This window comes from Polaribacter sp. IC066 (assembly GCF_007997085.1).
Taxonomy (GTDB): Bacteria; Bacteroidota; Bacteroidia; order Flavobacteriales; family Flavobacteriaceae; genus Polaribacter.
Genome location: NZ_VORR01000025.1, coordinates 35,183 through 62,064 on the forward strand (window position 1 = coordinate 35,183; position 26,882 = coordinate 62,064).

Annotated in this window: 25 protein-coding genes and 2 pseudogenes; 17 read left to right on the forward strand and 10 right to left on the reverse strand. The window is 31.1% G+C overall.

The genetic code is table 11. From position 1 onward, the window contains the following. Positions 1-1,095: 1,095 nt before the first annotated feature. The gene (locus tag ES044_RS10015; protein WP_147118379.1) at positions 1,096-1,875 is read left to right on the forward strand and encodes a hypothetical protein; all 780 of its coding nucleotides are present in this window, start codon (positions 1,096-1,098) and stop codon (positions 1,873-1,875) included. Between the two features lie 69 nt (positions 1,876-1,944). On the opposite strand, the gene ES044_RS10020 is transcribed toward ES044_RS10015, so the two are convergent. Next, positions 1,945-2,715: a DUF6503 family protein gene (locus ES044_RS10020; RefSeq protein ID WP_147118378.1), complete on the reverse strand. Its 771-nt coding sequence runs from the start codon at positions 2,713-2,715 to the stop codon at positions 1,945-1,947. Between the two features lie 253 nt (positions 2,716-2,968). After that, positions 2,969-4,741 carry an ABC transporter ATP-binding protein gene (locus ES044_RS10025; protein WP_147118377.1) on the reverse strand — a complete coding sequence of 591 codons (1,773 nt, stop codon included), beginning with the start codon at positions 4,739-4,741 and terminating at the stop codon, positions 2,969-2,971. 439 nt (positions 4,742-5,180) lie between these two features. On the opposite strand from ES044_RS10025, the gene ES044_RS10030 reads away from it, so the two are divergent. From ES044_RS10030 to ES044_RS10065, 9 genes and pseudogenes are all read left to right on the forward strand, one after another. Further along, positions 5,181-5,666: an acetyl-CoA carboxylase biotin carboxyl carrier protein subunit gene (locus ES044_RS10030; RefSeq protein WP_147118376.1), complete on the forward strand. Its 486-nt coding sequence runs from the start codon at positions 5,181-5,183 to the stop codon at positions 5,664-5,666. Positions 5,667-5,738: 72 nt separating this feature from the next. Then, positions 5,739-7,181 carry an acetyl-CoA carboxylase biotin carboxylase subunit gene (gene accC / locus ES044_RS10035; protein WP_147118375.1) on the forward strand — a complete coding sequence of 481 codons (1,443 nt, stop codon included), beginning with the start codon at positions 5,739-5,741 and terminating at the stop codon, positions 7,179-7,181. A gap of 123 nt (positions 7,182-7,304) precedes the next feature. Continuing rightward, positions 7,305-8,846, forward strand: coding sequence for an acyl-CoA carboxylase subunit beta (locus ES044_RS10040; RefSeq protein ID WP_147118374.1), 1,542 nt, complete (start codon positions 7,305-7,307; stop codon positions 8,844-8,846). Between the two features lie 12 nt (positions 8,847-8,858). After that, positions 8,859-9,171, forward strand: a pseudogene (locus ES044_RS10045) (AMP-binding enzyme); the annotation flags it as partial. A 257-nt stretch (positions 9,172-9,428) separates the two neighbouring features. Next, positions 9,429-10,655: pseudogene (locus ES044_RS10050) on the forward strand (IS3 family transposase). A gap of 68 nt (positions 10,656-10,723) precedes the next feature. Further along, the gene (locus ES044_RS10055; protein ID WP_147118373.1) at positions 10,724-11,488 is read left to right on the forward strand and encodes a sulfite exporter TauE/SafE family protein; all 765 of its coding nucleotides are present in this window, start codon (positions 10,724-10,726) and stop codon (positions 11,486-11,488) included. A gap of 493 nt (positions 11,489-11,981) precedes the next feature. Then, a complete protein-coding gene (locus tag ES044_RS19250; protein WP_262712411.1) occupies positions 11,982-12,113 on the forward strand; it encodes a hypothetical protein in 132 nt (43 codons plus the stop codon). 40 nt (positions 12,114-12,153) lie between these two features. Then, positions 12,154-12,357 (forward strand): hypothetical protein, encoded by a 204-nt coding sequence (locus tag ES044_RS18900; RefSeq protein ID WP_223269126.1) that lies wholly within the window; start codon positions 12,154-12,156, stop codon positions 12,355-12,357. Between the two features lie 150 nt (positions 12,358-12,507). Continuing rightward, the gene (locus tag ES044_RS10065; RefSeq protein WP_189663200.1) at positions 12,508-13,089 is read left to right on the forward strand and encodes a fasciclin domain-containing protein; all 582 of its coding nucleotides are present in this window, start codon (positions 12,508-12,510) and stop codon (positions 13,087-13,089) included. A 227-nt stretch (positions 13,090-13,316) separates the two neighbouring features. On the opposite strand, the gene ES044_RS10070 is transcribed toward ES044_RS10065, so the two are convergent. The 7 genes from ES044_RS10070 to ES044_RS10100 form a co-directional block, all read right to left on the reverse strand. Continuing rightward, the gene (locus ES044_RS10070) at positions 13,317-13,673 is read right to left on the reverse strand and encodes a glyoxalase (protein ID WP_147118372.1); all 357 of its coding nucleotides are present in this window, start codon (positions 13,671-13,673) and stop codon (positions 13,317-13,319) included. Then, positions 13,666-14,148 carry a hypothetical protein gene (locus ES044_RS10075; protein ID WP_147118371.1) on the reverse strand — a complete coding sequence of 161 codons (483 nt, stop codon included), beginning with the start codon at positions 14,146-14,148 and terminating at the stop codon, positions 13,666-13,668. Before ES044_RS10075 ends, ES044_RS10070 begins: the two co-directional genes overlap by 8 nt. Positions 14,149-14,213: 65 nt before the next feature. Beyond that, a complete protein-coding gene (fabV, locus tag ES044_RS10080; protein ID WP_147118370.1) occupies positions 14,214-15,401 on the reverse strand; it encodes an enoyl-ACP reductase FabV in 1,188 nt (395 codons plus the stop codon). Positions 15,402-15,479: 78 nt separating this feature from the next. Then, positions 15,480-16,427, reverse strand: coding sequence for a phosphoribosylaminoimidazolesuccinocarboxamide synthase (locus ES044_RS10085; RefSeq protein WP_147118369.1), 948 nt, complete (start codon positions 16,425-16,427; stop codon positions 15,480-15,482). Between the two features lie 51 nt (positions 16,428-16,478). Next, on the reverse strand, positions 16,479-19,082 hold the full coding sequence (locus tag ES044_RS10090) for a T9SS type B sorting domain-containing protein (RefSeq protein ID WP_147118368.1): 2,604 nt from the start codon (positions 19,080-19,082) through the stop codon (positions 16,479-16,481). A 72-nt stretch (positions 19,083-19,154) separates the two neighbouring features. Then, a complete protein-coding gene (locus ES044_RS10095; protein ID WP_147118367.1) occupies positions 19,155-19,607 on the reverse strand; it encodes a hypothetical protein in 453 nt (150 codons plus the stop codon). Between the two features lie 158 nt (positions 19,608-19,765). Then, entirely contained in the window at positions 19,766-20,719 is a 954-nt protein-coding gene (locus tag ES044_RS10100; protein WP_147118366.1) for a PhoH family protein, read from the reverse strand. A gap of 128 nt (positions 20,720-20,847) precedes the next feature. Here ES044_RS10100 and ES044_RS10105 point away from each other — a divergent pair, with 128 nt between their 5' ends. The 7 genes from ES044_RS10105 to gldG all read left to right on the forward strand — a co-directional run bounded on the left by ES044_RS10105 (position 20,848) and on the right by gldG (position 26,617). Beyond that, positions 20,848-21,708 carry an S-adenosyl-l-methionine hydroxide adenosyltransferase family protein gene (locus ES044_RS10105; protein WP_147118365.1) on the forward strand — a complete coding sequence of 287 codons (861 nt, stop codon included), beginning with the start codon at positions 20,848-20,850 and terminating at the stop codon, positions 21,706-21,708. Between the two features lie 4 nt (positions 21,709-21,712). Further along, complete coding sequence (locus tag ES044_RS10110; protein ID WP_147118364.1) at positions 21,713-22,009, forward strand: putative quinol monooxygenase; 297 nt, start codon at positions 21,713-21,715, stop codon at positions 22,007-22,009. An 18-nt stretch (positions 22,010-22,027) separates the two neighbouring features. Beyond that, entirely contained in the window at positions 22,028-22,636 is a 609-nt protein-coding gene (locus ES044_RS10115) for a DUF6850 family outer membrane beta-barrel protein (RefSeq protein WP_147118363.1), read from the forward strand. Between the two features lie 6 nt (positions 22,637-22,642). Next, a complete protein-coding gene (locus ES044_RS10120) occupies positions 22,643-23,170 on the forward strand; it encodes a GNAT family N-acetyltransferase (protein WP_147118362.1) in 528 nt (175 codons plus the stop codon). A 443-nt stretch (positions 23,171-23,613) separates the two neighbouring features. Next, entirely contained in the window at positions 23,614-24,132 is a 519-nt protein-coding gene (locus tag ES044_RS10125; RefSeq protein ID WP_147118361.1) for a hypothetical protein, read from the forward strand. A 132-nt stretch (positions 24,133-24,264) separates the two neighbouring features. Continuing rightward, complete coding sequence (gldF, locus tag ES044_RS10130; RefSeq protein ID WP_147118360.1) at positions 24,265-24,984, forward strand: gliding motility-associated ABC transporter permease subunit GldF; 720 nt, start codon at positions 24,265-24,267, stop codon at positions 24,982-24,984. Further along, positions 24,977-26,617 (forward strand): gliding motility-associated ABC transporter substrate-binding protein GldG, encoded by a 1,641-nt coding sequence (gene gldG, locus ES044_RS10135; RefSeq protein ID WP_147118359.1) that lies wholly within the window; start codon positions 24,977-24,979, stop codon positions 26,615-26,617. The genes gldF and gldG overlap by 8 nt, the downstream gene beginning before the upstream one ends. Positions 26,618-26,778: 161 nt before the next feature. Here gldG and ES044_RS10140 read toward each other — a convergent pair. Further along, positions 26,779-26,882 (reverse strand): transposase (locus ES044_RS10140; RefSeq protein ID WP_147118358.1); only part of this gene is annotated, 104 nt, incomplete at its 5' end.

The window sequence follows — 26,882 nt, forward strand, 5'->3', positions numbered from 1 at the left end:
ATTAACCTATTTTCGAGATGAAGGTTCAACTTAAAATTTATATAGAAACGATACAATTAAATTGGTACAAAAACCGCTTAAATTAGGAATCCGCTTCATTTAAGTAGGTGTTAAAAAAATAAAGGATAGATAGTTAATTATTAATGCAAGATCAAGCATCGTACTGAACTGGATTAGGAATAAAACAAAATAAATTGATGGTTCTTTTAGTAGAATTATTGAGTTCAAAAAAAAATATTTTCTGAACTAAGACTTTTCTTTTTCTTGAAGTTACTTTAAAAAAATTGCATTAATATTTGAAAAGAAAGCAATTCAGAACAATCAGTTACTTCGAAAAATAGTTAAATAAATTTTAAAATAAGCAGCGTAAAAATGAGCACCATATTTTATTCTGATTTATGATGAGCAAGAATCAACCCTACAGAAACCACTTAATCTTTTATTATTGGCGTTATACAACGTGCAGTAAAAAGTACATTTTTGAAAAAAATATACAGAAAGCTTAAAAGAAAAGTAGAATTGTTAAAATCAATAAATACGAAAGAATTAATTAGGTAAATATTTATAAAAAAACTAAACAGCGTGAGCAATTTACTGAAGATGCTTTCTAATATTATTTTTGGATAAATAATTAAAAATCGGAGAAAAGAATTACATTTGTATCTAGAAAATTTAGCTAAAAATCCGAAAAAAAAACCTTAATTAAAAGAGTATTTCCATAAATTTGAGCCATTGTTGTAGCAGGATATATTGGTGCAAGTGAAAAAATTATAGAAAGTGCTAAACAAATAGGTTTTAAAGAAATTGGTTTATAATTGAAAGAAAAAGGACTCATTAAAATCAAAACAAGAATTCATTAAGTAAAACAGGAGAACTAAATTCAAGATAACGAGCATCATTGCGTTTTTATAACCGAATTAAAAGTTCCTACTTCTGCATTAACCATGCAAACAGAAAAAGTTGCAGGTTTATAAATATAAGATTTAACGGTTTTAAGAAACATAAAGAACCTTAAAATATTTTGCTGCCGCAGTTTCATGAGTGTTATTGTAGCATCCTATAATAAAATTAATAACTTTTTAAAATTGCATAAAAATGAAAAAAAATAAAGTTTTAAACTTATTTGGAGACAAGAACATCATTCAAAATACAGGAGTGAAATATTCTACGCTCATAGAGCAATTTATGCAACCTTTTGATAATTCTTTCAACGATATGACCCATTTTGAATATCAAGAAGATATTTTTGATTTTGTAATAAATGCATGGAATTTAGGAAATATGCAATCTCTTATAAAAACGTCAGAATTTGATCCTATAATTTCTACAGCTAAAAATAAAGATATTAATTATCCTTTATTAAAAAAGATGATCGCATCTAAAGTTTCTAATTTTAAAGAATTTACAAATTTTATAATTGATTTCGAATTTTATGAAAAAAAGGGCATCCCAACTTTAAAAGTTTTTACACAATCCGAAAACGGTTATATAACGAATATGCTCAAAGAAGCATCGAATAAAGAAAGTAGTCCAGATGATTTTGAAGAAAATTATATAAATAGAGCTGCAGTATCGTTAAAACCCTTGCAACCTTTCATAGATTGGGTCAATAGTCTTTATCTAGATAACCCAATTGACGAAGCTACACTAAACCAAGTAAATATTTATTTAATAAATGATGATATTCTTGATATAGAAGCGCACTTAAAAAAGAAATTTGACCGTTATTTTATGATGGAACTCGGCGAATGGCAGGCGAATAAAAAAGAATGGCCACAAAGACGAAACCATAAAATGTTTAAAAAATGGTTTCGCATAGATATTTCTACAGCTATTTATGATTTAGAAAAAAAACCTATTTCTAAAATGGATTGATAAATTAGTTTATTTTAGAAAGCTAAAAATCAATCCCTTTTAAAAATAAATTTAGTTTTTAAAAACACCCTACTGAACAACTGGCTTTTCAAAAAATGCATCTGCCAATTTAGCCTTACTTATTAGTGGTAATGTGAATTCTGTTGCTGGTCTTTCAGGAACTGTTGGCATTCCTTTTTCATCTATTTTATACCAAGTAATTTCTTTTGGCAAAATCAATCCGCTAGTGTTTTGCCATATATTATACTTAATAATATGGTAGGAGTCGTTTGGCTTTTTAGACTTAAAAGTAACGGTATAGGCTAACCACTCCATCTGAAATGTTTTTGGGTTGTAATACACTATATAAGTATCATCTGACGAAGAACCAACATTTGCTTTATATGAAATCTTGTAACCAGGATAGCTAGTTTCTTGAAAAACTAAATCGTCTACTTTTTCATACATAATGCCCTCATCGGCCAATACAAAAGGCATCGCATAAAAGTAAAAATACAAGTTGTAATAAAAATCTTTATTCCCTTTAAAAGAATCAGAATTTTCTTGGTCTAGCCAAACTTCTTTCCCGTTAAACCCTAAAGAGTATTCTGGAGAATTGATCACTATTTTACGCGAATGCAAAGCAGAAGTATGCACTTCTTCACCTATGTTAAATGACAGTGTTTGTGCTTTTCTCCAAGTATCAATCCCTCCGTGAGTTTGAAATACTTTTCCTAATTCATCCGGAAAATTTTCTCTTACGACTTCTTTAGTTTCTTCTTTTTTTGACTCCTTTTTAGCTTCACTTTTACAAGAAAGTATGACTAATGATAAAACAAATAAGAATGCAACTTTTTTCATAATTGATTGTGTTGATTTTAAGAATTTACCAAGTCGATATTTTTAATAACTAACTACAAATTTATGGTAAAAATTTTAAGCTATTTATTAAATAAAATGTTCTCGATACAAAATTTCTGAAAAAGAAATTTTACTCGAACTGACAGTTTCTTCTAATTTAAGTCGAGTATAAACATAATGTAACATCGAGTAGTTTTGTTTTTTTTTTACAAAATAGTATCGAAATGTTTTTAACTCCTATAAAACTTTTCAATTATATCTTCGACTGATAGGTATACAAATCAAAATACCTGCCTTTGGCTTCAATTAACTCATCATGAGTACCTCTTTCGGCAATACTACCAGACTCAATGACTAAAATTTGATCTGCTTGTTTAATAGTACTCAATCTGTGGGCAATAACAATCGTAGTTCTGTCTTTTACCAATTCTGATAAACTTTTCTGAATTAAAGATTCGCTTTCCGTATCTAAACTAGAAGTTGCCTCGTCTAAAATTATTATTTTCGGATTTGCCAAAATTGCTCTCGCAATTGCCAATCGCTGACGCTGACCACCAGAAAGTTTTACACCTCTTTCTCCAATTAACGTATCTAAACCATACTCAAAACGATCTGTAAATTCATTAACATACGCTGCTTTTACCGCATCTTGTAATTCTTCTTCGGTTGCGTTTGGTCTTGGAAATAAAATATTTTCTTTGATAGTGCCCTCAAACAAAAATTCATCTTGCAAAACAACACCCAAATGTTTTCTAAAACTTGATAATTTTACTTTAGACATATCTTGATTGTCAACTGTAATTGTACCCGATTTCGGATTCAAGAATGTTGCAGACAAACCAGCAATGGTAGATTTTCCAGAACCAGAACTCCCAACCAAAGCTGTTACAGAGCCCGAAGGAACTTTAAAATTGATATTATTCAACACATCCTTTCCTTCTTCATAAGCGAAAGAAACATCCTGAAAAACAATTTCTCCTTCAATATTTTTTAGAGAAATGGTTCTTTCTTCATCATCTTCTTCTGCCTCCATATTCATTAACTCTTCTGTTCTGTCTAAACCTGCCAACGCTTCTGTTAATTGACTCCCAATATTACTCATTTGAACAATTGGTGCAATCATAAAACCAAGTAATAAGGTAAAGGATAGAAAATCTCCTACCGTTAATTCGCCTGTTATAATTTTATATCCTCCAATTCCCATAATTCCAGTGGAAGCAATTCCTAATAAAAAAGTGGATGAACTTGTCATTAAAGCAGTCGCTGTTAAGCTCTTTTTTACATTTTGAAATAACTTATCCACCCCTTTTTCAAAAACTTCATTTTCTTGTGCTTCTGCATTAAAAGCCTTAATGACTCTTACTCCCGATAAAGTTTCTACTAACCTACCGTTTACTTCTGCATTGATAACGCCTCTATTTCTAAAAATCGGACGAATATATTTGAATGCTTTTAAAGCTAACACTCCAAAAATAGCCACTGGAACTAGCACAAAAAAGGTCATTGAAGGACTAATTTGAATCAATAAAACCATTGAAATTACCGCTGTAATTGTACCACCAACTAATTGCACCAAACCAGTTCCTATTAAATTCCGAACGCCTTCTACATCATTCATAATTCTAGAAACCAATGCGCCAGATTTGGTATTATCAAAAAAACTTATGGGTAATGACAGTACTTTCTTTTGCACTTGTGCTCTTAATTCAGAAATCAAAAACTGTGCTTGCACACTTAAAATTCTTGTTAATAAAAAGGAAGTGATCGATTGCACTAAAATTGCCAATCCAACAATTAGCAATAGATTATACAGCTGATCATAATCTTTATTCGGAATCACATCATCCAGTAACGCCTTACTTTTCCAAGGCAAAACCAAACTAGAAAGTCTACTAAAAACAATCAAAATTAAACCGATAAAAACTAATTTTCGCTTTGGCCAAATAATCGTTTTAAAGGCTTTAAGAATAGATACTTTTGGTCTTTTACTTTCTTTTTTTGAATCTTTATTTTTTAAATGTTGCATAATTTATTTTAACAATGTAATTAATTTGTAATTGTCAATTTATATGCCATTCAAAAGAACCATGACATATTAACAAAAAGATTGACAACTACCCTCTTTTTCGAATAAATCTCTTAATATAGCCTCACTGGTTTTATAAATCTGTAAGGTTTAAAATAAATTTGTTGGCCTACATAGTTTACGCAATCTCACATAAATACTATTTTGCATAAGATACGTCGCATAATTTTTCATGCTCATTTTTAAAAACTTCGCGTAAATCTAAAGTCATTTTCTTGTACAAAAACCAATACATATCAATTAAAATAAATTTACATAAGTAAATAGCTTTATAATTTTTTAACTAAAAATATATCAAATTAATGATGTTTCTGCAAATTACTTAAACAGAAACCTTTAGAATAATTATATTTACGATGAAAAAATAAATTACAAAAAATTGAAAAATTCCTATCAAGTAAAAGTAAACAACACTTCTGATTTTGAAATTGATGAAAAAACTGTTTTAAACCTAGACTCGTTCAAAGTTTCAGATGCAGAGTTTCACGTCTTACAGCAAAATAATTCATACAAAGCCGAGATTACTGAAGCTAATTTTAATCAAAAAAAATATACGGTAAAAGTAAATAACAATACTTATAACGTAAACATTTTTAATGAGTTAGATACTTTAATTAAAGAAATGGGATTTGAAATTGGAACCACTAAAAAAGTAAACGAAATTAAAGCTCCAATGCCAGGGTTAATAGTAGCTATTAGTATAAAAGTTGGACAAGAAGTACAAGAATTCGATCCGTTAATTATTTTAGAAGCTATGAAAATGGAAAACACTTTAACGTCACCAAGAGCAGGTATTATAAAATCTATTTCGGTTACCAATGGCGAAAACGTGAACAAAAACCAACTTTTAATAGAATTTGAATAGGCACACCATGTGCTTTTTAATATGCCAATTTGTAGAAACAAAATATACACTTTAGCTTCAAGAAACCAATAAATGAAAAAAATATTAATAGCCAACAGAGGAGAAATTGCCATCCGTGTTATGCGAACCGCAAAAAAAATGGGCATAAAAACCGTTGCAATATTCTCTACAGCAGACAGAAATGCACCGCATGTAAGGTTTGCAGACGAAGCTATCTTGATAGGTGAAGCGCCTTCTAGTAAATCGTATTTATTAGGTGATAAAATTATTGAAATTGCCAAAAAATTAGAAGTCGATGCGATCCATCCGGGCTATGGCTTTTTATCTGAAAATGCGGACTTCGCTGAAGCTTGTGAAAATAATAACATCATTTTTATTGGTCCTAAATCAAAAGCCATTAGAATTATGGGCAGTAAATTAGCAGCAAAAGAAGCTGTAAAAGCCTACAATATTCCGATGGTTCCGGGAACCGAGGAAGCCATTACTGATATCGCTAAAGCAAAAGAAACAGCAAAACAAATCGGATTCCCAATTCTTATTAAAGCCTCTGCAGGTGGCGGTGGAAAAGGAATGCGTGTGGTCGAAAAAGAAGCTGAATTTGAATCGCAAATGAATCGAGCAATTAGTGAAGCGACCTCTGCCTTTGGTGATGGTGCTGTTTTTATAGAAAAATATGTAAGCTCACCTCGACATATCGAAATTCAAGTAATGGCAGATACACATGGCAATGTGGTGCATCTTTTTGAACGCGAATGCAGCATACAGCGTCGTCATCAAAAAGTAATTGAAGAAGCACCTTCGACTGTTTTAACTCCAGAATTGCGCAAAATAATGGGCGAAGCTGCCATTAAAGTAGCAAAATCCTGTGATTATATTGGCGCTGGCACTGTAGAATTTCTATTGGACGATGCTCATAATTTCTATTTTTTAGAAATGAATACACGCCTGCAAGTAGAGCACCCTGTCTCTGAACTGATAACGGGAACGGATTTGGTAGAATTACAAATTCGTGTTGCTCGTGGTGAAAAACTTCCCATAACACAAGATAATTTAAAAATTAATGGACATGCTTTGGAATTACGTGTCTATGCAGAAGATCCTTTAAACGATTTTTTACCAAGTGTCGGAAATTTAGAGGTTTACAAAACTCCCGAAGGTAAAAATATTCGTGTGGATAATGGTTTTGAAGAAGGAATGGACATCCCTATTTATTACGACCCGATGTTGTCTAAATTAATAACTTACGGAAAAACACGAGAAGAAGCGATCGAATTAATGATTACTGCCATTCAAAATTATCAGATTAAAGGTATTCAAACCACTTTGGCTTTCGGAAGTTTTGTTTGCGAGCATGATGCGTTCCGCTCAGGAAACTTCGACACGCATTTTGTAAAGAAATACTACACGCCAGAAGCTTTAAAAAGTAAGCAACAAAAAGAAGCTAAAATTGCTGCACTTATTGCAGTACAACAATATATAAAAGATCAAAAATTAGTACGATTGCCTTTGAAATAGTTAGTTTTTAGCTGTTAGTTTTTAACTATTGGCTATTGGCTATTGGCTATTGGCAAAACTTAAAAAATCAAAATGGAAGTCTTATTCAAACAAAGATAAATTCTTTAAAAAAGCACATCATAAATGGAATCTAAAATAAAGAACCTTAACGAAAAACTTGCGAAAGCCTATTTAGGTGGCGGACAGGCTAGAATAGATACACAACATCAAAAGAAAAAATTAACAGCAAGAGAGCGAGTTTTCTACTTTTTAGATGAAGGTTCTTTTGAAGAAATTGGTGCTTTAGTGGTTCACAGAACGAAAGACTTTGGTATGGAAAATCAAGTTTTTTATGGAGATGGTGTTGTAACAGGTTATGGAACTGTAAATGGAAGATTGACCTATGTTTTTGCACAAGACTTTACTGTTTTTGGCGGTTCTTTATCAGAAACACATGCCGAAAAAATTTGCAAGATTATGGATTTAGCACTTAAAGTTGGTGCGCCTATCATTGGATTAAATGACTCTGGTGGCGCCAGAATTCAAGAAGGAGTTCGTTCTCTTGCTGGTTATGCCGATATTTTTTATAAAAACGTACAGTCTTCCGGAGTCATTCCGCAACTATCAGCAATCATGGGACCTTGCGCTGGTGGCGCTGTATATTCGCCTGCATTAACAGATTTCACGATCATGGTAGAAAATACCAGTTATATGTTTGTTACGGGTCCGAATGTCGTAAAAACAGTAACCAATGAGGAAGTAACTAGTGAAGAATTAGGAGGTGCAAGTACGCACGCGTCCAAATCTGGTGTTGCACATATAACCTCCTCAAATGATGCAGCATGTTTAGAAGACATCAAGAATCTTTTAAGTTATTTACCTCAAAATAATACCGAAACGCCTGCGTTATTGCCTTTTGAATTACAAGATGAAATTAGAGACAACCTATCGCATGTACTTCCTGATAATTCCAATAAGCCTTATGACATGCATGAAGTAATCTCTGGAATTATCGATGAAGAATCGTTTTACGAGATTCATAAAGAATATGCCGAAAATATTATTGTGGGTTTTGCGAGATTGGGAGGGAGAAGTATTGGTATTGTAGCCAATCAACCGCTATTTTTAGCAGGTGTTTTAGATGTAAATAGTTCTAAAAAAGCAGCACGTTTTGTCCGTTTTTGCGATGCATTTAATATTCCTCTTTTAGTTTTAGAAGACGTGCCTGGCTTTTTACCAGGAACAGATCAAGAATGGAATGGTATTATTGTGCATGGAGCAAAATTACTTTATGCTTTTAGTGAAGCGACAGTGCCTAGAGTAACCGTAATTACTCGAAAAGCTTATGGTGGCGCTTATGATGTTATGAACTCAAAACATATAGGAGCTGATATGAATTTTGCATGGCCAAGCGCAGAAATAGCCGTTATGGGAGCAAAAGGAGCTGCTGAAGTTATTTTTAAACGCGAAATTAAAGCTGCAGAAAATCCAGAAGAAAAATGGAAAGAAAAAGAAGCTGAATATGCAGCGCTTTTTACAAATCCTTATAGTGCAGCCCAACGTGGATTTATCGATGAAGTAATTTTACCAAAAGATACGAGACGTAAATTAATTAAAGCCTTTGCGATGCTAGAGCATAAAGAAGTAGAAAGACCGAAACGGAAACATGGTAATATTCCTTTGTAAAAATAGACATAGAATGCTATTGTAGGTTTTCCGCATGATATTAAGGGCAGTGTTTTATGCAGTTATGTAACTTTAAAAGACATAGGAGAAAGCAGGAATCACGATAACTTAAAAAAAGAAATCAATCAATTAATTGCAGACAGAATAAGGACAATAGCAAAATTAGATAAAATTCAATTTTCAGAAGGATTACCAAAACAAGTTCGGGAAAATTATGCGTCGTATTTTACGCAAAATAGCTTTTAATGAAATGGATAATTTAGGGGATGTTTCTACACTTTTAAACCCTAAAGTTTTACAATGTATTATTGATGAGAGATTGTAGTTTGTGAAATAAATATTATTAAAAACTATTTTTTAATAATGATAACATGAACATCTTTGGGGGTATTATTCTGAAGATATTATCATTATTTATCTTTAAATTCAATATTTATAAAAGTTATTGACTAGAAAACGCAAACAATTAACAAGTATTAAGAATAGGATTAAAATTATTTTCATCTAATTCTTTACATCTTTCTTTAGTGTCTACCATTGGTGTGACGATTTTTATGAGCTTATTAATTTTATAGTTGAGGTATAGTAAAAAAGTATGACAATGAATTTAAAGTTATAATCGTAGAACTATTAAATTAGGTATTACGATCAAACAAGTTAGTGAGGATTATGGCTTAAGCATTAGCATGGTTGGGCGTTGGAAGCGAGAATACAAGGTGAAATCAAGAGATTTTTCCAAAAAGAAAGAAATATCTCTAGAAGCTCAAGAGCTTAAAGCACTAAAGAATTAATTAAAGAATGTAACGATGGAACGTGACATCTTAAAAAAGGTGATGAGCAAACAACCCGAAAACGATGTTTTCTCCTCTTAATATCAAATATCCAAGAGCGACTTATAAGATATCAATTCATTTTAGAAAATGTTAATATATATGTAGTTGAAAGACGTGTAGATTAATGAAAGTTAGTAAAACACTTACTATCTTTGGTTTAAAAACAAAGATAGTATATTTTTAAAAACACCGACAACGTATCTAAAAGAAAGGATAAATGTTATTTTTGAGCAAAGTAGAGAAATTTATGGTAGTTATAGAATTCAAAAAAAACTAGAACGAGAAGGCTTGATTTATTCCCGCTCTTACATCGGACTACTGATAAAAGAAATGGGTTTAAGAAGTGTTTTAAAAAGAAAATTTGTAATTATAACTGACTCTAATCATAAATATTTAGTTACTGAAAATGAGTTAAGTAGATATTTTTCTAGTCTTAAATTAGGAGAAAAGCGAGTATCTGATATCACTTATATTAAAGTTAATGATGATTGGAGTTATTTAACAACCATCATAAATCTTGCTGATATAAAGATTATTGGATGGTCTTTAAATGAAGATATGACTACACAAAATACGGTAATGAAAGCTTGGATTAAAGCTCGAAAAACAAGAAGTATTAGCAATAAATTTATTTTTCATTCAGATAGAGGTGTCCAGTATACATCAAACAAAATGACTAATCTCTGTAACTTTAATCTTAAAATAACCCAAAGTATGAGCAGGAAAGATTTGATATTGAGAATAAAAGCGCAGCATTTAATAAAAAAGGAATGCTGTAGCTGAAAAATTTTTTAAAACAATCAAATACGAAGGGCTCTACCGATTTAAATTTACGTCTTATAATCAATTATACGAGTCTATTAAAGACTATATTCTTTGATATAACAACGAAAGATTACATTTTAGTTTAGGATATCTCTCACCTCTAGAAATGGAAATAAAATTGAGAGGATTTATTAAAAAAGTAAACTCGTAAAATAGTCACAAATTTACTAGGTAGTCCAAATCAGTATGCATTACTTTAGAGGCTTTCAATAAATTAATATGATAGAATTATTTACCAATTACAGCCTCGTAATATTTCTTTTCTTTTTAGTTTCAATACTATATTCTTCAGTGGGTTTTGGCGGTGGTTCTAGCTATTTGGCTATTTTAGCCTTAACCGGAATTGCATTTACACAAATTAGAGCCACGTCATTGTTATGCAATATTGTTGTTGTGTTTGGAAATGTATATTTCTTTCACAAACAAAAAGAAATAAATTGGAAAAAAATAATCCCTATCGTCATTTGTAGCATTCCGCTCTCCTTTTTAGGCGGATATTTAAAAATAAATCAGCAATTCTTTTTTATTCTTTTGGGCTTTACCTTGCTATTTGCAGCAATTACGATGTGGATTTCTAAAAGCATCGTTTCTTCGGATAAAAAAAGTAACAGTTCAAAACCTTTAAAAAATGGTTTCTATGGCGGGTTTATTGGTTTTATTTCCGGGATGGTTGGTATTGGTGGTGGCATTTTTTTAGCTCCAATATTACATTTAACCAATTGGGACACACCAAAAAAAATAGCAGCAACTGCAAGTTTTTTTATTTTAGTAAACTCAATAGCCGGATTGGTTGGTCAATATATAAGTCCGGATTTTTATATTAATTGGAATTTAACATTTATACTATTAATTACTGTTTTTATGGGCGGACAAATAGGCAGCAGAATGAGCAAAAGCTACTTTACTCCGATACAACTTAAAAAAGCAACTGCGGTATTAATTGCTTTTGTAAGCTTGCGTATTTTATGGAATTCTCTTTTTTAGATTAAAGGGCATTTAAATTTAATAGATAAAAATTGTTCTGTAAAAAATGAAAAAAAAATCTTTAAGTTCGTTTTAATCAATAAATAAAAAATGTTAGCAGATTTATTTATCCTCCTAATGCTAGTGTTATTGCAAGCTATTCTTGGTTTTGATAATTTACGATACATTTCTTTAAAATCTAAAACAGCACCTGAATTTGCATAAAATAATTAGTAAAGTGAGCATTTTAATAGCCACTGCCTTGTACATTGTTTTACTACTCTTATTTTATGCTATCATTGACTATTGCATATAGCCTTTTTGTTTTTAACTTTTGGTATAGATAATGTGGTTAAATATTTGCGGAGCGCGCAGAGCATCCTTGTGTTATTTGGTAGCAGATTATTTATTTAGCAACAAAAGAAATTTAGCTTTTGATTGTGGGCAAAATTTTGAAAACTTTACGATGGTAAATATCAGAAAATGAAATGGAATTACTGCAAGCAACATTATTATGGCTTTAGTTTTCTCTTTTGAATCTATTTTAGCAGCAATTGGTTTTACCTGTAAAACTGAAAGTGCTACAACTGCATTTATAATTATGACAATCGCCAGTGTAATTAGTGGTTTATTAATGTTGTTTTAGGCGAATAAAATCTCTTCTTTTCTAGCGAAACACAAAATGTATGAAGGTTTTAGCATTGTTTATTCTTTTCATTGTTGGTATTATGTTGGTTACAGAAGGTGGTTATTTAGCGCACATAAAACTTTTTGGTAATGAAATTCTACCGATGAGTAAAACCACGTTCTATTTTGTAATTCTTATTTTAATTATTGTTCATATTGTTCAAAGAAAATATCAGAAAAAACTGATGCCGAAAAAAAATTAAAAACATTATTTTTTGAATTTTAAGTCGCTTTTTAAAAAAGCGACTTAAATATTATTAATACTTTACCTTTTGTTCATAATTTTTAACATTTTATTAAACAAAATATCCAAAGAAGTTCTTAACTTTGTTGAGAACTTAAACTAATTAAAAATGAAAATTACAAAAATGATTACATTACTTTTAGTCGGATCACTAATAACAGTTTATAGCTGTGCTAAAAATGCCGATAAAAAAAAAGAAGAAAAAGTTACTGTAGAAGAAGTGCCTGAAGCTAAAGATATGGAAGCTAAAACAATTGTAGGGGTTGCCGCAGATAACGAAAACTTTACCACATTAGTTGCCGCAGTAACAGCAGCAGATTTAGTTGAAACTTTAAATAGTGCTGGTCCTTTTACTGTATTCGCACCAATTAACGCTGCGTTTGACAAATTACCAGAAGGAACAGTTGCTACATTATTAAAGCCTGAAAATAAAGAAATGTTAACTTCAATTTTAACCTATCATGTAGTTTCAGGAACATTTAATGCAGCGGCAGTAATCGAGGCTATTAATGATAACGATGGTAAATTTGTAATTAAAACAGTACAAGGAGGAATATTAACAGCATCTTTATTAGATGGTCAAGTTATTCTAACCGATACAAAAGGAAACGTTTCTACAGTTGTAATTGCAGACGTAGCGGCTTCTAACGGAATAGTGCATGCTATTGACACTGTTTTAATGCCAGAATAATACCACTTTCTATAGCCAGATAAAAGCTATAATTTTAAAAACAACAGTCATGTTTAACGATTTTAACCTTAAGTTAAACAAAAATAAGTTATCTTTGGGGTAAGAAAATTAGAGTAAAATATATAGGAATACTTCTATAAAGTCTTTTCGTTTCCATACGGAATTAAAATAAAAGAAGTTTTTTGGTTGATTGATTGGAACCGCTGCACTGCAGCGGTTTCTTACTTTTATAAACTATCTTGAAATCTTTGAATTGTAATTTGTATAATTCTTTTGTTCATTTCAGATGCACTTATAATATAATATACATATTCATCCATAGAAAAATGACCGATGATACTGCCAAGAACCATATTTCTAAATTGAATATCTTTTTCTAATATCGACTTTATCTTCAATTTCTTTTTCTCTTCGGATAAACTAGGGTACACTATTTTCCTTTTTTCAAAATAATTTGTTATAAATGCAATGAGTAATGCATGCTGCATTTTTATAATCGGTCTAATTGTTTTATTCTGAAACCCTTCTATTTCTGTGGTTCGTGGTTTTATAATTCCCGGTAATTCTGGTCTTTCTTTACTCATTATCTAATAATTTATTTAAATCTAAATTAAAATCGTACTGTAAATCTTCATGTAGTTTATCAATCGCTCTTTTGATCATTCTTACTTGAGTTTCAAAAATGCTCTGAATACGCTGACTTCTATTCATAGAAGGTTTCATGCTTTTAAGTTTAACACAAAAATACAAGAGCAACGCTACCTCTGTTTCTTTCTTTTTAGAATAGCGAATGTGTTTTTTTATTTTTGTTAAAATTTTACGAGTTGCTTTTCTGATGTAATAATAATTATTTGAGTTTATCTCTATAAACTGAACATCAATAAATTCTTTCACCTTCTGAATATAAGCATCTTCATCATGAGATTCGAACAATAAATATGTAAGTAACTCTTTGTTTTCTATTTTAAATCGAGATAGCTGCAAACAAAGCTCCTTTAGCTCAAGTGCAGATTTGTCTTTTAATTCGTCTTTAAGTTGTTTTAAAGTTGCGGGTTTCAAGGTTTTATAGTTGAAAAAGACTTCACAGGTTTTAAAAACCTGTGAAGTCTTTGTTGTTTTAAAATTTACTTTTCACTAGGAATTACCACAACCTCATTTACATCAGCGTCATAATCTACACCAGGAACTTTAAAGCCAAATAAGCTAAAAAACTCATCGCTATACCCCTGTAAATCTCCTATTTCTGCTAAATTCTCTGATGTTGCTTTTTTCCATAGTTCAGCAATTTCTGCTTGTACATCCTCACGCATTTCTAAATCATCAACTCTAATTCGTCCTTTTTCATCCAAAGATAAATCGCCTCCAAATAAACGCTCACTATACAAACGTTGAATTTGTTCAATACAACCTTCATGAATTCCCTTTTCTTTCATCACCTTAAATAACAAAGAAATATACAACGGAATTACAGGAATTGCAGAACTAGCTTGTGTCACCAATGCTTTATTCACAGAAACATACGCTTTTCCATTGATCGATTTTAAATCATCTGTAATGGTAAAAGCTGTTGCTTCTAAATGATCTTTTGCTGCGCCAATTGTTCCGTTTCTATACACTGGTTTTGTAACATCTGGGCCAATATATGAATAGGCAACAGTGGTTGCACCATCCGCTAATAAGTTTTCAGCTTTTAAGGCATCCATCCACATTTTCCAGTCTTCGCCACCCATTACAGTCACTGTATTTTCAATATCCTCTCCTTCAGCAGGATTTATTGATATTTCTGATACCGTGCCTGTATGAAAATCTACCGTTTTATTTGTAAACGTTTCTCCGATAGGTTTTAAAACCGACTTGAATCTTTTGCCTGTATTTGGATGTTTTCTTACTGGCGAAGCCAAACTATAAATAATCAAATCAATCTGACCTAAATCTTCCTTGATAAGATCTACAACTTGCTGTTTTATTTCGTTTGAAAAAGCATCACCATTCATACTTTTTGCATACAAACCTGCTTTGTGTGCATGTTTTTCAAAAAATGCAGTATTGTAATATCCTGGAGTTCCTGGTCTTCCTGCAACAGGAGCTTTGTCAAAAAAAACACCAATAGTTGCAGCATCTGAACCAAAAGCACTTGTAATTCTTGATGCCAAACCAAATCCTGTAGAAGAACCGATGACTAATACTTTTTTTGCGCCGTCAATTTTTCCTTTTGATTTTACGTATTCCATTTGATTGATCACGTTTTGATCACAGCCTGTTGGGTGTGAAGTTAAACAGATAAATCCTCTTGTTCTTGGTTCTATAATCATGGTTCTTTGTTTTACTACTTTTAATAAAGACCTTACAGGTTTTTAAAACCTATCAGGTCTTTATTAATCAGTTTATATTTATTTTCTTAAAAAAGAATTGACGTTTTTTTCAATTCTACTTAAAACATTTTCTGTGGATGCTTTTACAAATTTTTCTCCTGTAATTTGTTCGTATAATTCAATATATCTATTCGATATTTCTGTCACTTTTTCATCAGACATTGCCGGTATTTCTTGATTTTCTTTTCCTTGAAAGCCATTTTCTATCAGCCACTGACGTACAAACTCTTTTGATAATTGTTTTTGTGCTTCTCCTTTATCTTGTCTTTCTTGATACCCATCAGCATAAAAATAACGCGAAGAATCTGGTGTGTGAATTTCATCAATCAATACAATTTTACCTTCTTTCGTTTTACCAAACTCGTATTTTGTATCAACCAAAATCAAACCTCGTTTTGCAGCAATCTGGGTTCCTCTTTTAAATAATTTTCGAGTGTAATTTTCTAAAATCAGATAATCTTTTTCAGAAACCACTTGATTTGCTAAAATAGCTTCTCTTGTAATATCTTCATCATGTTCGCCGTTTGCTGCTTTTGTAGAAGGTGTAATTATGGGTGCTAAAAATTTATCATTTTCTTTTAGTCCGTTAGGCATTTCTACACCGCATAAAACTCTTTTACCAAGCTTATATTCTCTTGCTGCATGCCCAGACATATAACCACGAATAACCATTTCTACTTTAAAAGGTTCGCACAGATGACCAATTGCAACATTTTCATCAGGATTTGCTAATAACCAATTAGGAACAATGTCTGAAGTATCATGCATCATTTTTGTGGCAATCTGATTTAAAATTTGACCTTTAAACGGAATCTGACGTGGTAAAACAACATCAAACGCAGAAAGCCTATCTGTTGCTATCATTACTAAAAGCTCATCATTTATATTATAAACCTCTCTTACTTTTCCTTTGTAAACAGATTTTTGATTAGAAAACTTAAAGTTAGTTTCGTTAATTGTGTTCATTATTTTAGTTGTATTGATAGGAGAACAAAAATAAGTTTAATTTTTAGGAAATCATTTTCTTAACAAAGAAAAATTACCATTTAAAATCTCTCCTGTTTCTAAAACAACTCTGAACCAGTAATTAGAAGATACCGCATTTTTGCCGTTATGAGTTCCGTCCCAAAAACCAGTATTACTTTTTATTTCTTTTATCAAATTACCAAAACGATTGTAAATATAAATAGTGTATTGCAGATCTGGAAAATCTTTTAATCGCCAAAAATCATTTTGACCATCATTATTGGGAGAGAAAAAACTAGGATACGTTTTTACAAAAATATCTTTCTCAAAAAACTCACACCCATCTAAACCTCGTACATAAATTCTTTGCTCGCCACCAGAAACATTATTAAAAATATTTTCTGATTGGTACTGAATGCCATCTATTGAATATTCGTAGATTCTTTTAGAAGACACAACAACCTCTACCCAATTATTTCTTGCGGAAAAGTCATTTATGTTAACAATGACATTATTTAATTCGCTATTTTTTATAACTTCTATTTGTACCGTAGAAGAACTGATACCGCAGAATCCACTATCTATTGTGTACGTATATATTCCGGGCGTATCTGATTTTGGATCAAACATTTCATTTGGCAAACTGGGGCTCCAAACACCACCTTTATCTGGAGTTCCGTTGAGCATTTCAAAAAGGCTCATTTCTTCAGAAAATTCGCAAATTTGCTTTTCAGAACTTTCTCCGCTATTTGGTTTTAAAAAATTACCTATGGTTATTGTGGCTTGCAGCGTACCACATTCTCTATCTAGAAGTACGTAGTTATACTTTGTTGCTGTATCGTCAAATTTATTATAAATATTTGTTCCGCTTGTTAATTTTGGTGACCAAAATCCGCCAGAAGAAGGGTTTCCCTCTAAAGCTTTAAATAAATCTACCTGATCAATTCCCTCACAAAGAGCAACCTCTGTATTAATACCTGCGGTTAAATTAGATGGAAATTCTACTTTAATTTCTGCACTTAAATCGCCACATACAGCATCTGTGTGGGTATAAGAATAAATACCCTCTTGGTCTATTGTCGGATTAAAAACACTACCGCCAGATGCTAAAGCAGGAAACCAAACGCCGCCTGGATCTGGAAAACCATTTAAAACATCGAGCAAATCTATAGTAGGAGAATTGCGACAAATTTCTAGAAAATTATTTTTACCTGCACTTAATATGTTTACTTCTTGAAAATCAAAAATTCTATTTATATTTCTGTCAGAAGGCGTTGTATACCCTGTACTTTCGTTACTTATGGTGCCATCAAAATGAACAGTATCTGGTAAATCGCCTAAAACCCCATCATTATTTGGATCTTCAAAACCAGATTCAATAACATCAAAACATCCATCGCCGTCGCTGTCTAAATCTATATTATCTGGATAGCCATCCTTATCGGTATCTATACGTCCGTTGCCTTCTAAAGTATCTAAAATACCATCATTATCATCATCTAAATCAATCACATTTGCAATACCATCGTCGTCAAAATCTGGATCACAAATCAAAATAACCACCAAAGAGTTTAAACAATTTCCGAGATTATCTTGAATGGTAAGCGGTCCTGATACATCGCCATTATTAATTAAATTACAAAGCCAAGAGCAATCACTTAACCTTGGGTTATTTTGCACTTGTACAAAACCATCAACCTTTACAAACCGACCAAAACCTTTTACAGAATTCAAAACACTATTGTTACTGACAATAAACCAATCTTCTAAAAAATATTTTTCTCCGACTTTTTTTAAACTATTAAAACCTTCAAAACTCTGAATACTCGTGTTCTGAATTCTAAAAGAGGCACCAATATTTTCTAAGAGATTAAAATTAGGAATTTGTTCTATGCCAACCCCTCTAATATCAAAAAAACGCTCAATAATTTGTAATTTATAAAAGCCTTCTATAATTTTTGCTGATTCTATATTTAGATCACTACCAATGTATGTAAGTTCTTGAAAGCCGACTACTTCTTGTAATTTAGGATTTGAAGTAAGATTTAAATCCTCGCCAATAGTTTCAATTAGATTAAACGCAGGCATCTTTAATAACTTCGGGTTTTGACTAATATTTAATTGCCCCCCTAAACTTTTTAGAGTATCAAAACCAGAAATTGTTTTGAGAGCCTCGCTATTACCTATCTCTAAACTATTAAAAACTCGTATTAAACTAGCAAAACCTTCTACACTCTCTAAATTTGCATTTAAAGCAATTGTTAAACCACCTGCTCTCTCTAATTTATTAAAGCCACTTATGATTGTCATTTGATTTGAACTCGTAATTTCAATATCTCCATTTACAGTAACTAGGTTATTAAAACCGTTTATTTCTGCTACATCAACTGATATTTTTAAATCGCCATTGATTGTTTCTAAAAAATAAAGCCCTGTAATATCTGTTATGGGTGAAGAAACCTCACCACCATTATCTGTGTCAATTAAACCTGCAATAACCTCTACATTACCATTAATTATTTTGCAATTGCTGTAGCTGTTTACAAAAGCATCTACTTTTTCTTGAGAAGATAATATATTGTTTCCTGAAGCCGGACATTGCGCGGCTATTTTTGCACTAAAACAAATAAACAGAAAAACAAAAATGGTTCTCATAAAAGTATAAACTAGTTGTAAAATTAATATTTATAAAAATTAAATCAAAAATTATACCCAAAAAAAAATGTTTTACTCTTTTTGTATTTTTTTTATTTGCTTTAAATTATCTGCAATTGGTGCTGCCATAATTACTTTTTCGCCCGTAATAAAATAGAAAAAATAAGTAGAATTCTGACCTACTTTTTTAATATCCAATTGCGCATTATCTTTAAACACCAAAGTGTGATCTGGAATTATGTCTTTATTTAAATATTTGTGTTTTAAACCGAGATCTAAACCCGTTCTCATAGGAACAAATAAAAGAAAAAACAGAAACATCATACTCGGTATTAAGTGCTTCTTATTTTCCATTTCTGCATACTTTTTATCCCATTTTTCGACATCGTAAACTTTTTGACACCACTTTTTAGTTCTTAAATATTTATACAATTTGGGCATCCCTATTGTAAAATACAAATACATCAAACCAAACATTACAAATAATGCTAATGATAAAATCCAATTATTAATCAATAAACTCAATGGCGATATTAATGCATCTAAAATTGTGGTATAATCTATATAAGAGACCCCAAAAATTCCTTAAAAAATAGCATCACTCACAATTCCTATAATGATAAGATCTAAGTACCCAATATAAAAAACATCTTGTAAGTATAATTTTTTCTGTTTAATTTTCATTATTCAGTTTCTATGCTTTTATAAGCAGAAATTATTTCTCTAACCAATCGATGCCTTACAACATCTTTGTCATCTAAATATACTTGCGCAATGCCGTCTATATCTTTTAAAGCTAATAGAGATTCTTTTAAACCAGAAACTTGTTTTCTAGGCAAATCAATTTGACCAGGATCGCCAGTAATAATAAATTTTGCATGCTTACCCATCCTTGTTAAAAACATTTTCATTTGATTGTGGGTTGTGTTTTGAGCTTCATCTAAAATTACGAATGCGTTATCTAAAGTTCTACCTCTCATAAAAGCCAAAGGTGCAATTTGTATGATTCCTTTTTCTATATGAGATTCTAGTCTTTCATGCGGAATCATATCTCTCAAAGCATCATATAAAGGTTGCATATAAGGATCTAATTTCTCTTTTAAATCTCCTGGTAAAAACCCTAGATTTTCTCCAGATTCTACCGCAGGTCTTGTTAAAATAATTTTTCTAACTTCTTTTTCTTTTAAGGCTTGTACCGCCAAAGCAACTGCTGTATATGTTTTTCCTGTTCCGGCAGGTCCAACAGCAAATAACATATCGTTTTTAGCCATCTCTACAACCATTTTTCGTTGGTTTTCTGTTTGCGGCTTAATAAGCTTTCCATTAACGCCGTGCACCAAAATATCTTTGGCTTTTTTAGCAGAAACAGATTTTTCTTCGTTTCCTGTTGATGTTAAAATACGTTCAACACTATTTTCATCCAACTTATTGTAGCGGATAAAATACTTTATCAAACGTTCTAAACGAATTTCAAATTCATCTAAAAGGTCTGACTCTCCGAAAATCTTTAATTGAGCCCCACGAGCAACAATTTTAATTTTAGGAAAGTATTTTTTCAATTGCGCTACTGTACTATTTTGTGGCCCAAAAAAATCTTTCGGGTTAATTTCTGTTAACTCTATAATGCGTTCGTTCAAAGGTTTATTTTTATTAAAAAGTTAGTTTCATTTATTCAAATAAAAATAGGCATTAAAATTAGTAAAATGACTAGATTTGCCAAAAATAGTTCACATCTTTTTCACAATTAATTAACAGCAAAAACAGCATGTCTTTTATCACATTAACTACAGATTTTGGCACAAAAGACCACTTTGTTGGGGCTGTAAAAGGTGCTATATATTCTGAGCTTGCTGATGCTAAAATTGTGGATATTACGCATGAAATATCACCGTTTAACATCACCGAAACAGCGTATATTTTAAAAAATTCTTACAAAAGCTTTCCCAAAGGAACCATTCATATTGTGGGTGTAGATTCTGAGTTAAGTTCTGAAAATAAACATATTGCTCTAGAACTAGACGGGCATTTTTTTGTGTGCCCCGATAACGGATTAATCTCAATGATTGCATCAGAAATTAATCCTACAAAAATTGTAGAAATTAATATTCATGATCGCATAGAAAGTAGTTTCCCGGTGTTAGATATTTTTGTAAAAGTAGCTTGTTTTATTGCCAGAGGCGGAAACTTAACGGTTATCGGTAAAGAAATAAAAGAATATAAAAGGTTAATAGAAATTCAGCCAAAAGTAAATCAGGCACAAAATCAAATTATTGGTGGTGTTTTATACATCGATAATTATGGCAATCTGATTAGCAACATCAGTAAGAAAATGTTTCAAGAAATTGGTAAAGGACGTACTTTTAGAATAACAGCTTCTCGGTATTCTTTTGTTAAAATTTACAATAAATACAATGAAATAACTGGCAATAACAATCAAGAAAGCAGACAGTTTGATGGCAACAGATTGGCCATTTTTAATTCTGCGGCGTATTTAGAAATTGCCATTTATAGAAGTAATTTAAAATCAGTTGGTGGTGCATCTACCTTATTGGGTTTAGAATACAGAGACCCTATAATTATTGATTTTTTCACAGACTCTAAACCAGAATACACCGTTTTAAAATAAAAGCATGTTTGTAAGAATTGTAAAAATGAGTTTTCACTCAAAATATATTAAAGAGTTTCAAGCAATGTTTGAAGAAAAAAAACAATTAATCAGAAATTCTGATGGTTGCCAATTGCTAGAACTGTATCAAGATAAAAATAATCCTGAACTATTTTTCACCTATTCTTATTGGGAAAATGAAAGCGATTTAGAAAACTATAGAAATTCTGATTTTTTTAAAGAAACTTGGAAACAAACCAAAACTTATTTCAATGAAAAACCCGAAGCTTGGAGTGTTGACAAAAAAGAATCTTTAACTTAAATACAAACGATACCTTGCATGAAATTACAAAAAATTGCGCTATTCCTTTTTTTATTAATGACCATCACTACATTTTGCCAAACCGAAAAAGGCAGTTATTTAATTGGTATTAACACAAATATAAATTTTAATTTTGATACTAATTCTATTGAAGGTGATAGTTTTTCTAGAGATGCTGGTTCTTCAACAGAATTTACGGTATCTCCTGAGATTGGTTATGCAATAGAAAATAATTTTTTTATCGGTTTAGATTTCGCATTTGGTTATTTAGATATTGACGATAAAGATTTTGGTTACGAATCAACCGTACATACAATTTCAGCTGCTCCTTTTGTGAAATTTTATTTTTCAGAAAAAAAAATAAAGCCATTTTTAATCGCAAGTTATGGATTAGGTAGAAGTACAGATAAAACTCGATTTAGACTTGGCACAAATGAGTTAAACACCACAAAAAGAAAATTTTTATTGCTAAATTTAGGCGGTGGTTTAAGCTATTTTTTTAACAAAAATGCAAATATTGAATTGAGCCTAAATTATCTTAAATCTTCAAATACTTCTGAAAATGAGAGTGAAACTTATATTACAAATCGATTTGAATCAAACCTTGGTTTCACTATATTTATATAAATAACTATGAATTACAATTTTACACCTTTTCCTGTTTTAGAGACAGCAAGATTAACTTTAAGAGCCTTAAATTTAGACGATGCAAAAGCTATCTTCGGATTAAGAACCAATAAAGAAGTTAATGAATTTATTGATAGAAAAACACCTAGAAACCTTTCTGAAGCAAGAGCTTTTATTGATCGTATTTCTACTTTAGCAGAAAATAGTAAAGGTATTTTTTGGGTTCTAGAATCAAAAAGTAATCATCAATTAATGGGTACTATTGGTTTACGTAACTTTGAAGATGAAGAGAATTATGCAGAAATTGGTTACGAAATAGATCCTATTCACCAACAAAAAGGTTTTATGAGTGAAGCCTTTAAAGCAGTTTTAAATTTTGGCTTTAAAGAATTAGAATTAAAAACGATTGAAGCTTTTACACACAAAGACAACGATGCTTCTATTGCGTTGTTAGAACAACAAAAATTTACACTTCATCCTGAAAGAAGAGACGAAGGTTTTGAAAATAATCGCAGTTATAGAAAAGAAGCATAAGATATTTGCACCTAAATAATTGCTGCTGTTTTTTGAGAAATTAACAACACGAACTTCAATATTATTGAAAGTTAATTTTAATAATATTGAAGCTTTTTTTATTGTACTTTAGATTGAAAAAAACAACCATTTTACTTATTTACAAAGAGTTCTAATCAATGCTTTTTACTGCGTAAAATAATAGTGTTTCTAGTGCGTTATTAAAGAGCGATTTATTCCCTTTATAAAACTTAAGACAAAAAATTACTTTAATTTAAAAATTAAGGATACTTTAAAAGCGATAAAAATCATAGCTTGTCAAAATTATAAAAAATTTAAATACTTATAAAAAAGAACCATACATGCAGGTTTAAACCTAAGAAAAATATTTTGCGCGAAAGTTATGGTTCCTAAAAAAATTAATATATTTAAACGTACTGTTAACTTTAAATAACAAAACCACCATGAATCATAAACGATCAACTTCAATAGCTCTATTTCTTTTGATGTGCTTTATAGGAAATGCACAAGAACCGAACAAAAATGAGTACCCGTTAAAAGCAGATGTAGTTTCGATTGATGGCATTATTAAAGCCTATTATGATGTTATATCTGGCCCAGCAGGACAGCCGAGAAATTGGGAAAGAGACTTTTCTTTACATATTCCGAATGCTTTAATATCAGTTACAGGAAAGGATAAAAACGATAAGCCCTTCATTATATCGCAAAATTTAACCGAATATCATAAAAGCTTTGGAATCCCTAAAGATGGATTTTGGGAATATGAAATTAAAAGAGAAATACAAAATTTCGGAAATATAACCCACGTATGGACAACCTATGAAATTACAAAAGAAAAAAATGGCGCTGTTATAGAAAGAGGTATCAATAGTATTCAATTATACAATGATGGCAATAGATGGTGGATACTTTCTTGGATGTATGATAGTGAAAGATCTAACAACCCTTTGCCAAAAAAATAGAAGTAAAGAATAATAATTCTGTTTTTTTTATAGTAGATAAAAGTGATGCATATTTTAATAATAGCCGTCTCTATAAGAACATAAATAGGTTCTTAAAAATAAGCTTTTTTAAATAATTAAATAGATGAAACAATGTTTGCCATTTTAAAAAAAGAATTCAATTCATTTTTCGCATCACCCATAGCCTACCTAGTTATTGGTGTTTTTTTGCTGACGAACGGTTTGTTCTTATTTGTTTTTAATGACGATTTTAATATTTTAAATGCTGGTTTTGCAGATGTAACTCCGTTTTTTTATTTAGCGCCCTGGGTGTTTCTATTTTTGATTCCGGCAATCACCATGAAAAGTTTTGCTGATGAGTTTAACAACGGAACCATTGAACTTTTAAAAACAAAACCACTGTCTGATTGGCAAATCGTTTTGGGTAAATTTTGGGCTTCACTCCTATTGGTTAGTACTGCAATTATTCCCACTTTTATGTATGTGTATACGGTTTATCAATTAGGAAACCCTGTTGGCAATATCGATTTTGGCAGCACCATTGGTTCTTATCTTGGTTTGCTGTTTTTAGCATCAACCTACACGGCTATTGGGTTGTTTACCTCTACACTTTCTAAAAATCAAATTGTAGCTTTTATATTGGGTGTTTTTATTAGCTTTTTTCTGTTTTACGGCTTTGATGCTATTGCAAATTCTTTCAATAGTAATAGTTTAACAATTCAGAAATTAGGAATGAACGAACATTTTAAAAGTATTTCTCGTGGCGTACTTGATACTCGAGATCTTGTCTACTTTATAAGTGTAACTTTCTTCTTTTTATTCATGACTAAAACACGTTTAGACCATGAATAAAAATATCAAAAATATCGTATGGTTAATTATTGGTTTGGTTGTTTTAAACTTCATCAATCAGTCTTTTTATAAACGTTTCGATTTAACTGCGGATAAACGCTTCACGCTTTCTGAAACGACAAATAAAATTCTCTCTAATGTTGATGAACCCCTTTTTATCACCGTTTATTTAGAAGGCGATTTCCCATCAGAATTTAAAAGATTACAAGTTGAAACACGACAATATTTAGAAGAACTTTCTACAGAAAATTCAAACATAAAAATCCATTTTGAAAACCCTGACGATCAACGGGAAGACTTGATTAAAAGAGGAATGATGCCTAGTCAATTAACAGTAGAAGAAGACGGAAAGTTGTCTGAAGCCATTATTTTTCCTTGGGCAGAAATAAGTTTTGGTAAAAAAACAATCGTTGTTTCTTTGCTACCGAATGCAATTGTTGCTAGTCAGGAAGAGCAATTGCAAAAAGCGATTGAAAATTTAGAATATGGTTTTAGCAATGCCATTAGTTCTATTATTCAAACTAAAAGTAAAAATATTGCTATCCTTAAAGGCAACGGCGAATTGCAAGATATCTATCAATATAGTTTTTTAAGTGAAGTTGCTAAAAAATATAAATTAGCGAAATTTACATTAGATTCTGTAGCTACAAATCCGCAGCAAACCTTAAAAGACCTCACTTCGTTTGATTTGATCCTTATTGCAAAACCCACTCAAAAATTTACTGACAAAGAAAAATTAACTTTAGATCAATTTATTGCAAACGGAGGTAAAACCTTGTGGATGTTAGACAATGTGCAAGCAGACCAAGATAGTTTGTTTAAAAACGGAAGAATGCTGGCCTATCCTAGAGACTTGAATTTAACAGATTTGTTATTTTCATACGGAGTTAGAATCAACACCACATTGGTTAAAGATTTATATGCCGCAAAAATTGCTTTAGCAACAGGTACAATTGGCAATCAAACACAATTTCAAAATTTAGATTGGTTTTACCATCCTTTGGTTAGCGGAAATCCGAATCATGCCATCACAAAAAATATTGCTCCAGTACGGTTACAATTTGCAAATCAGATAGATACTTTAAAAAACAACATCAAAAAAACGCCTTTATTAATGAGTTCTCCTTTAACTCAAAAAGTAGGAATGCCTACAATCATCGAATTACAATCTATTGCGAATGAACCTCAAGACAAAGACTATGTTTCAGGCAATCAGTTATTTGCTGTTTTGCTAGAAGGTGATTTTAATTCAGCTTACAAAAATCGAATAAAACCTTTTGAAACCTCCCTCTTTAGAGAAAATGCAACTCAAAATAAAATGATTATAATTGCTGATGGTGATGTTGGGAAAAATCAAATTTTAAAAGGAAAACCTACCGATTTAGCAAGAGATAAATGGACCAACGAGCAGTTCGGAAATAAAGACTTTCTATTAAACGCTGTTGATTATTTATTGGATGATGTTGGCTTAATAGAATTAAGAAATAAGACGTTACAAATTAATATTCTTGATAAACAAAAGGCTTTTGAAGAGCGTACTTTTTGGCAATTTTTGAATATTGGTTTGCCTTTGATTTTGTTGTTTGCATTTGGATTTGGATTTAATTATATAAGAAAGCGTAGGTATAGATAGCTGTTGGCTGTTGGCTGTTGGCTGTTGGCTGTTGGCTGTTGGCTGTTGGCTGTTGGCTGTTGGCTGTTGGCAAAATTAAAAAATCTAGTAATAGTTTACTACAAAATCGAAATTAAAACGAACTAAAAGTATTTTTTTGGTTCTTCGCCAAAAGTTATGGATTAGTGATTCCCTAAGAAATATATCATATTACAAAAATTATCAATATTCCTGAAACCTCTAGCTCTAGATCGTGCTAATTGCATGACACTATTTAATCCTTCCG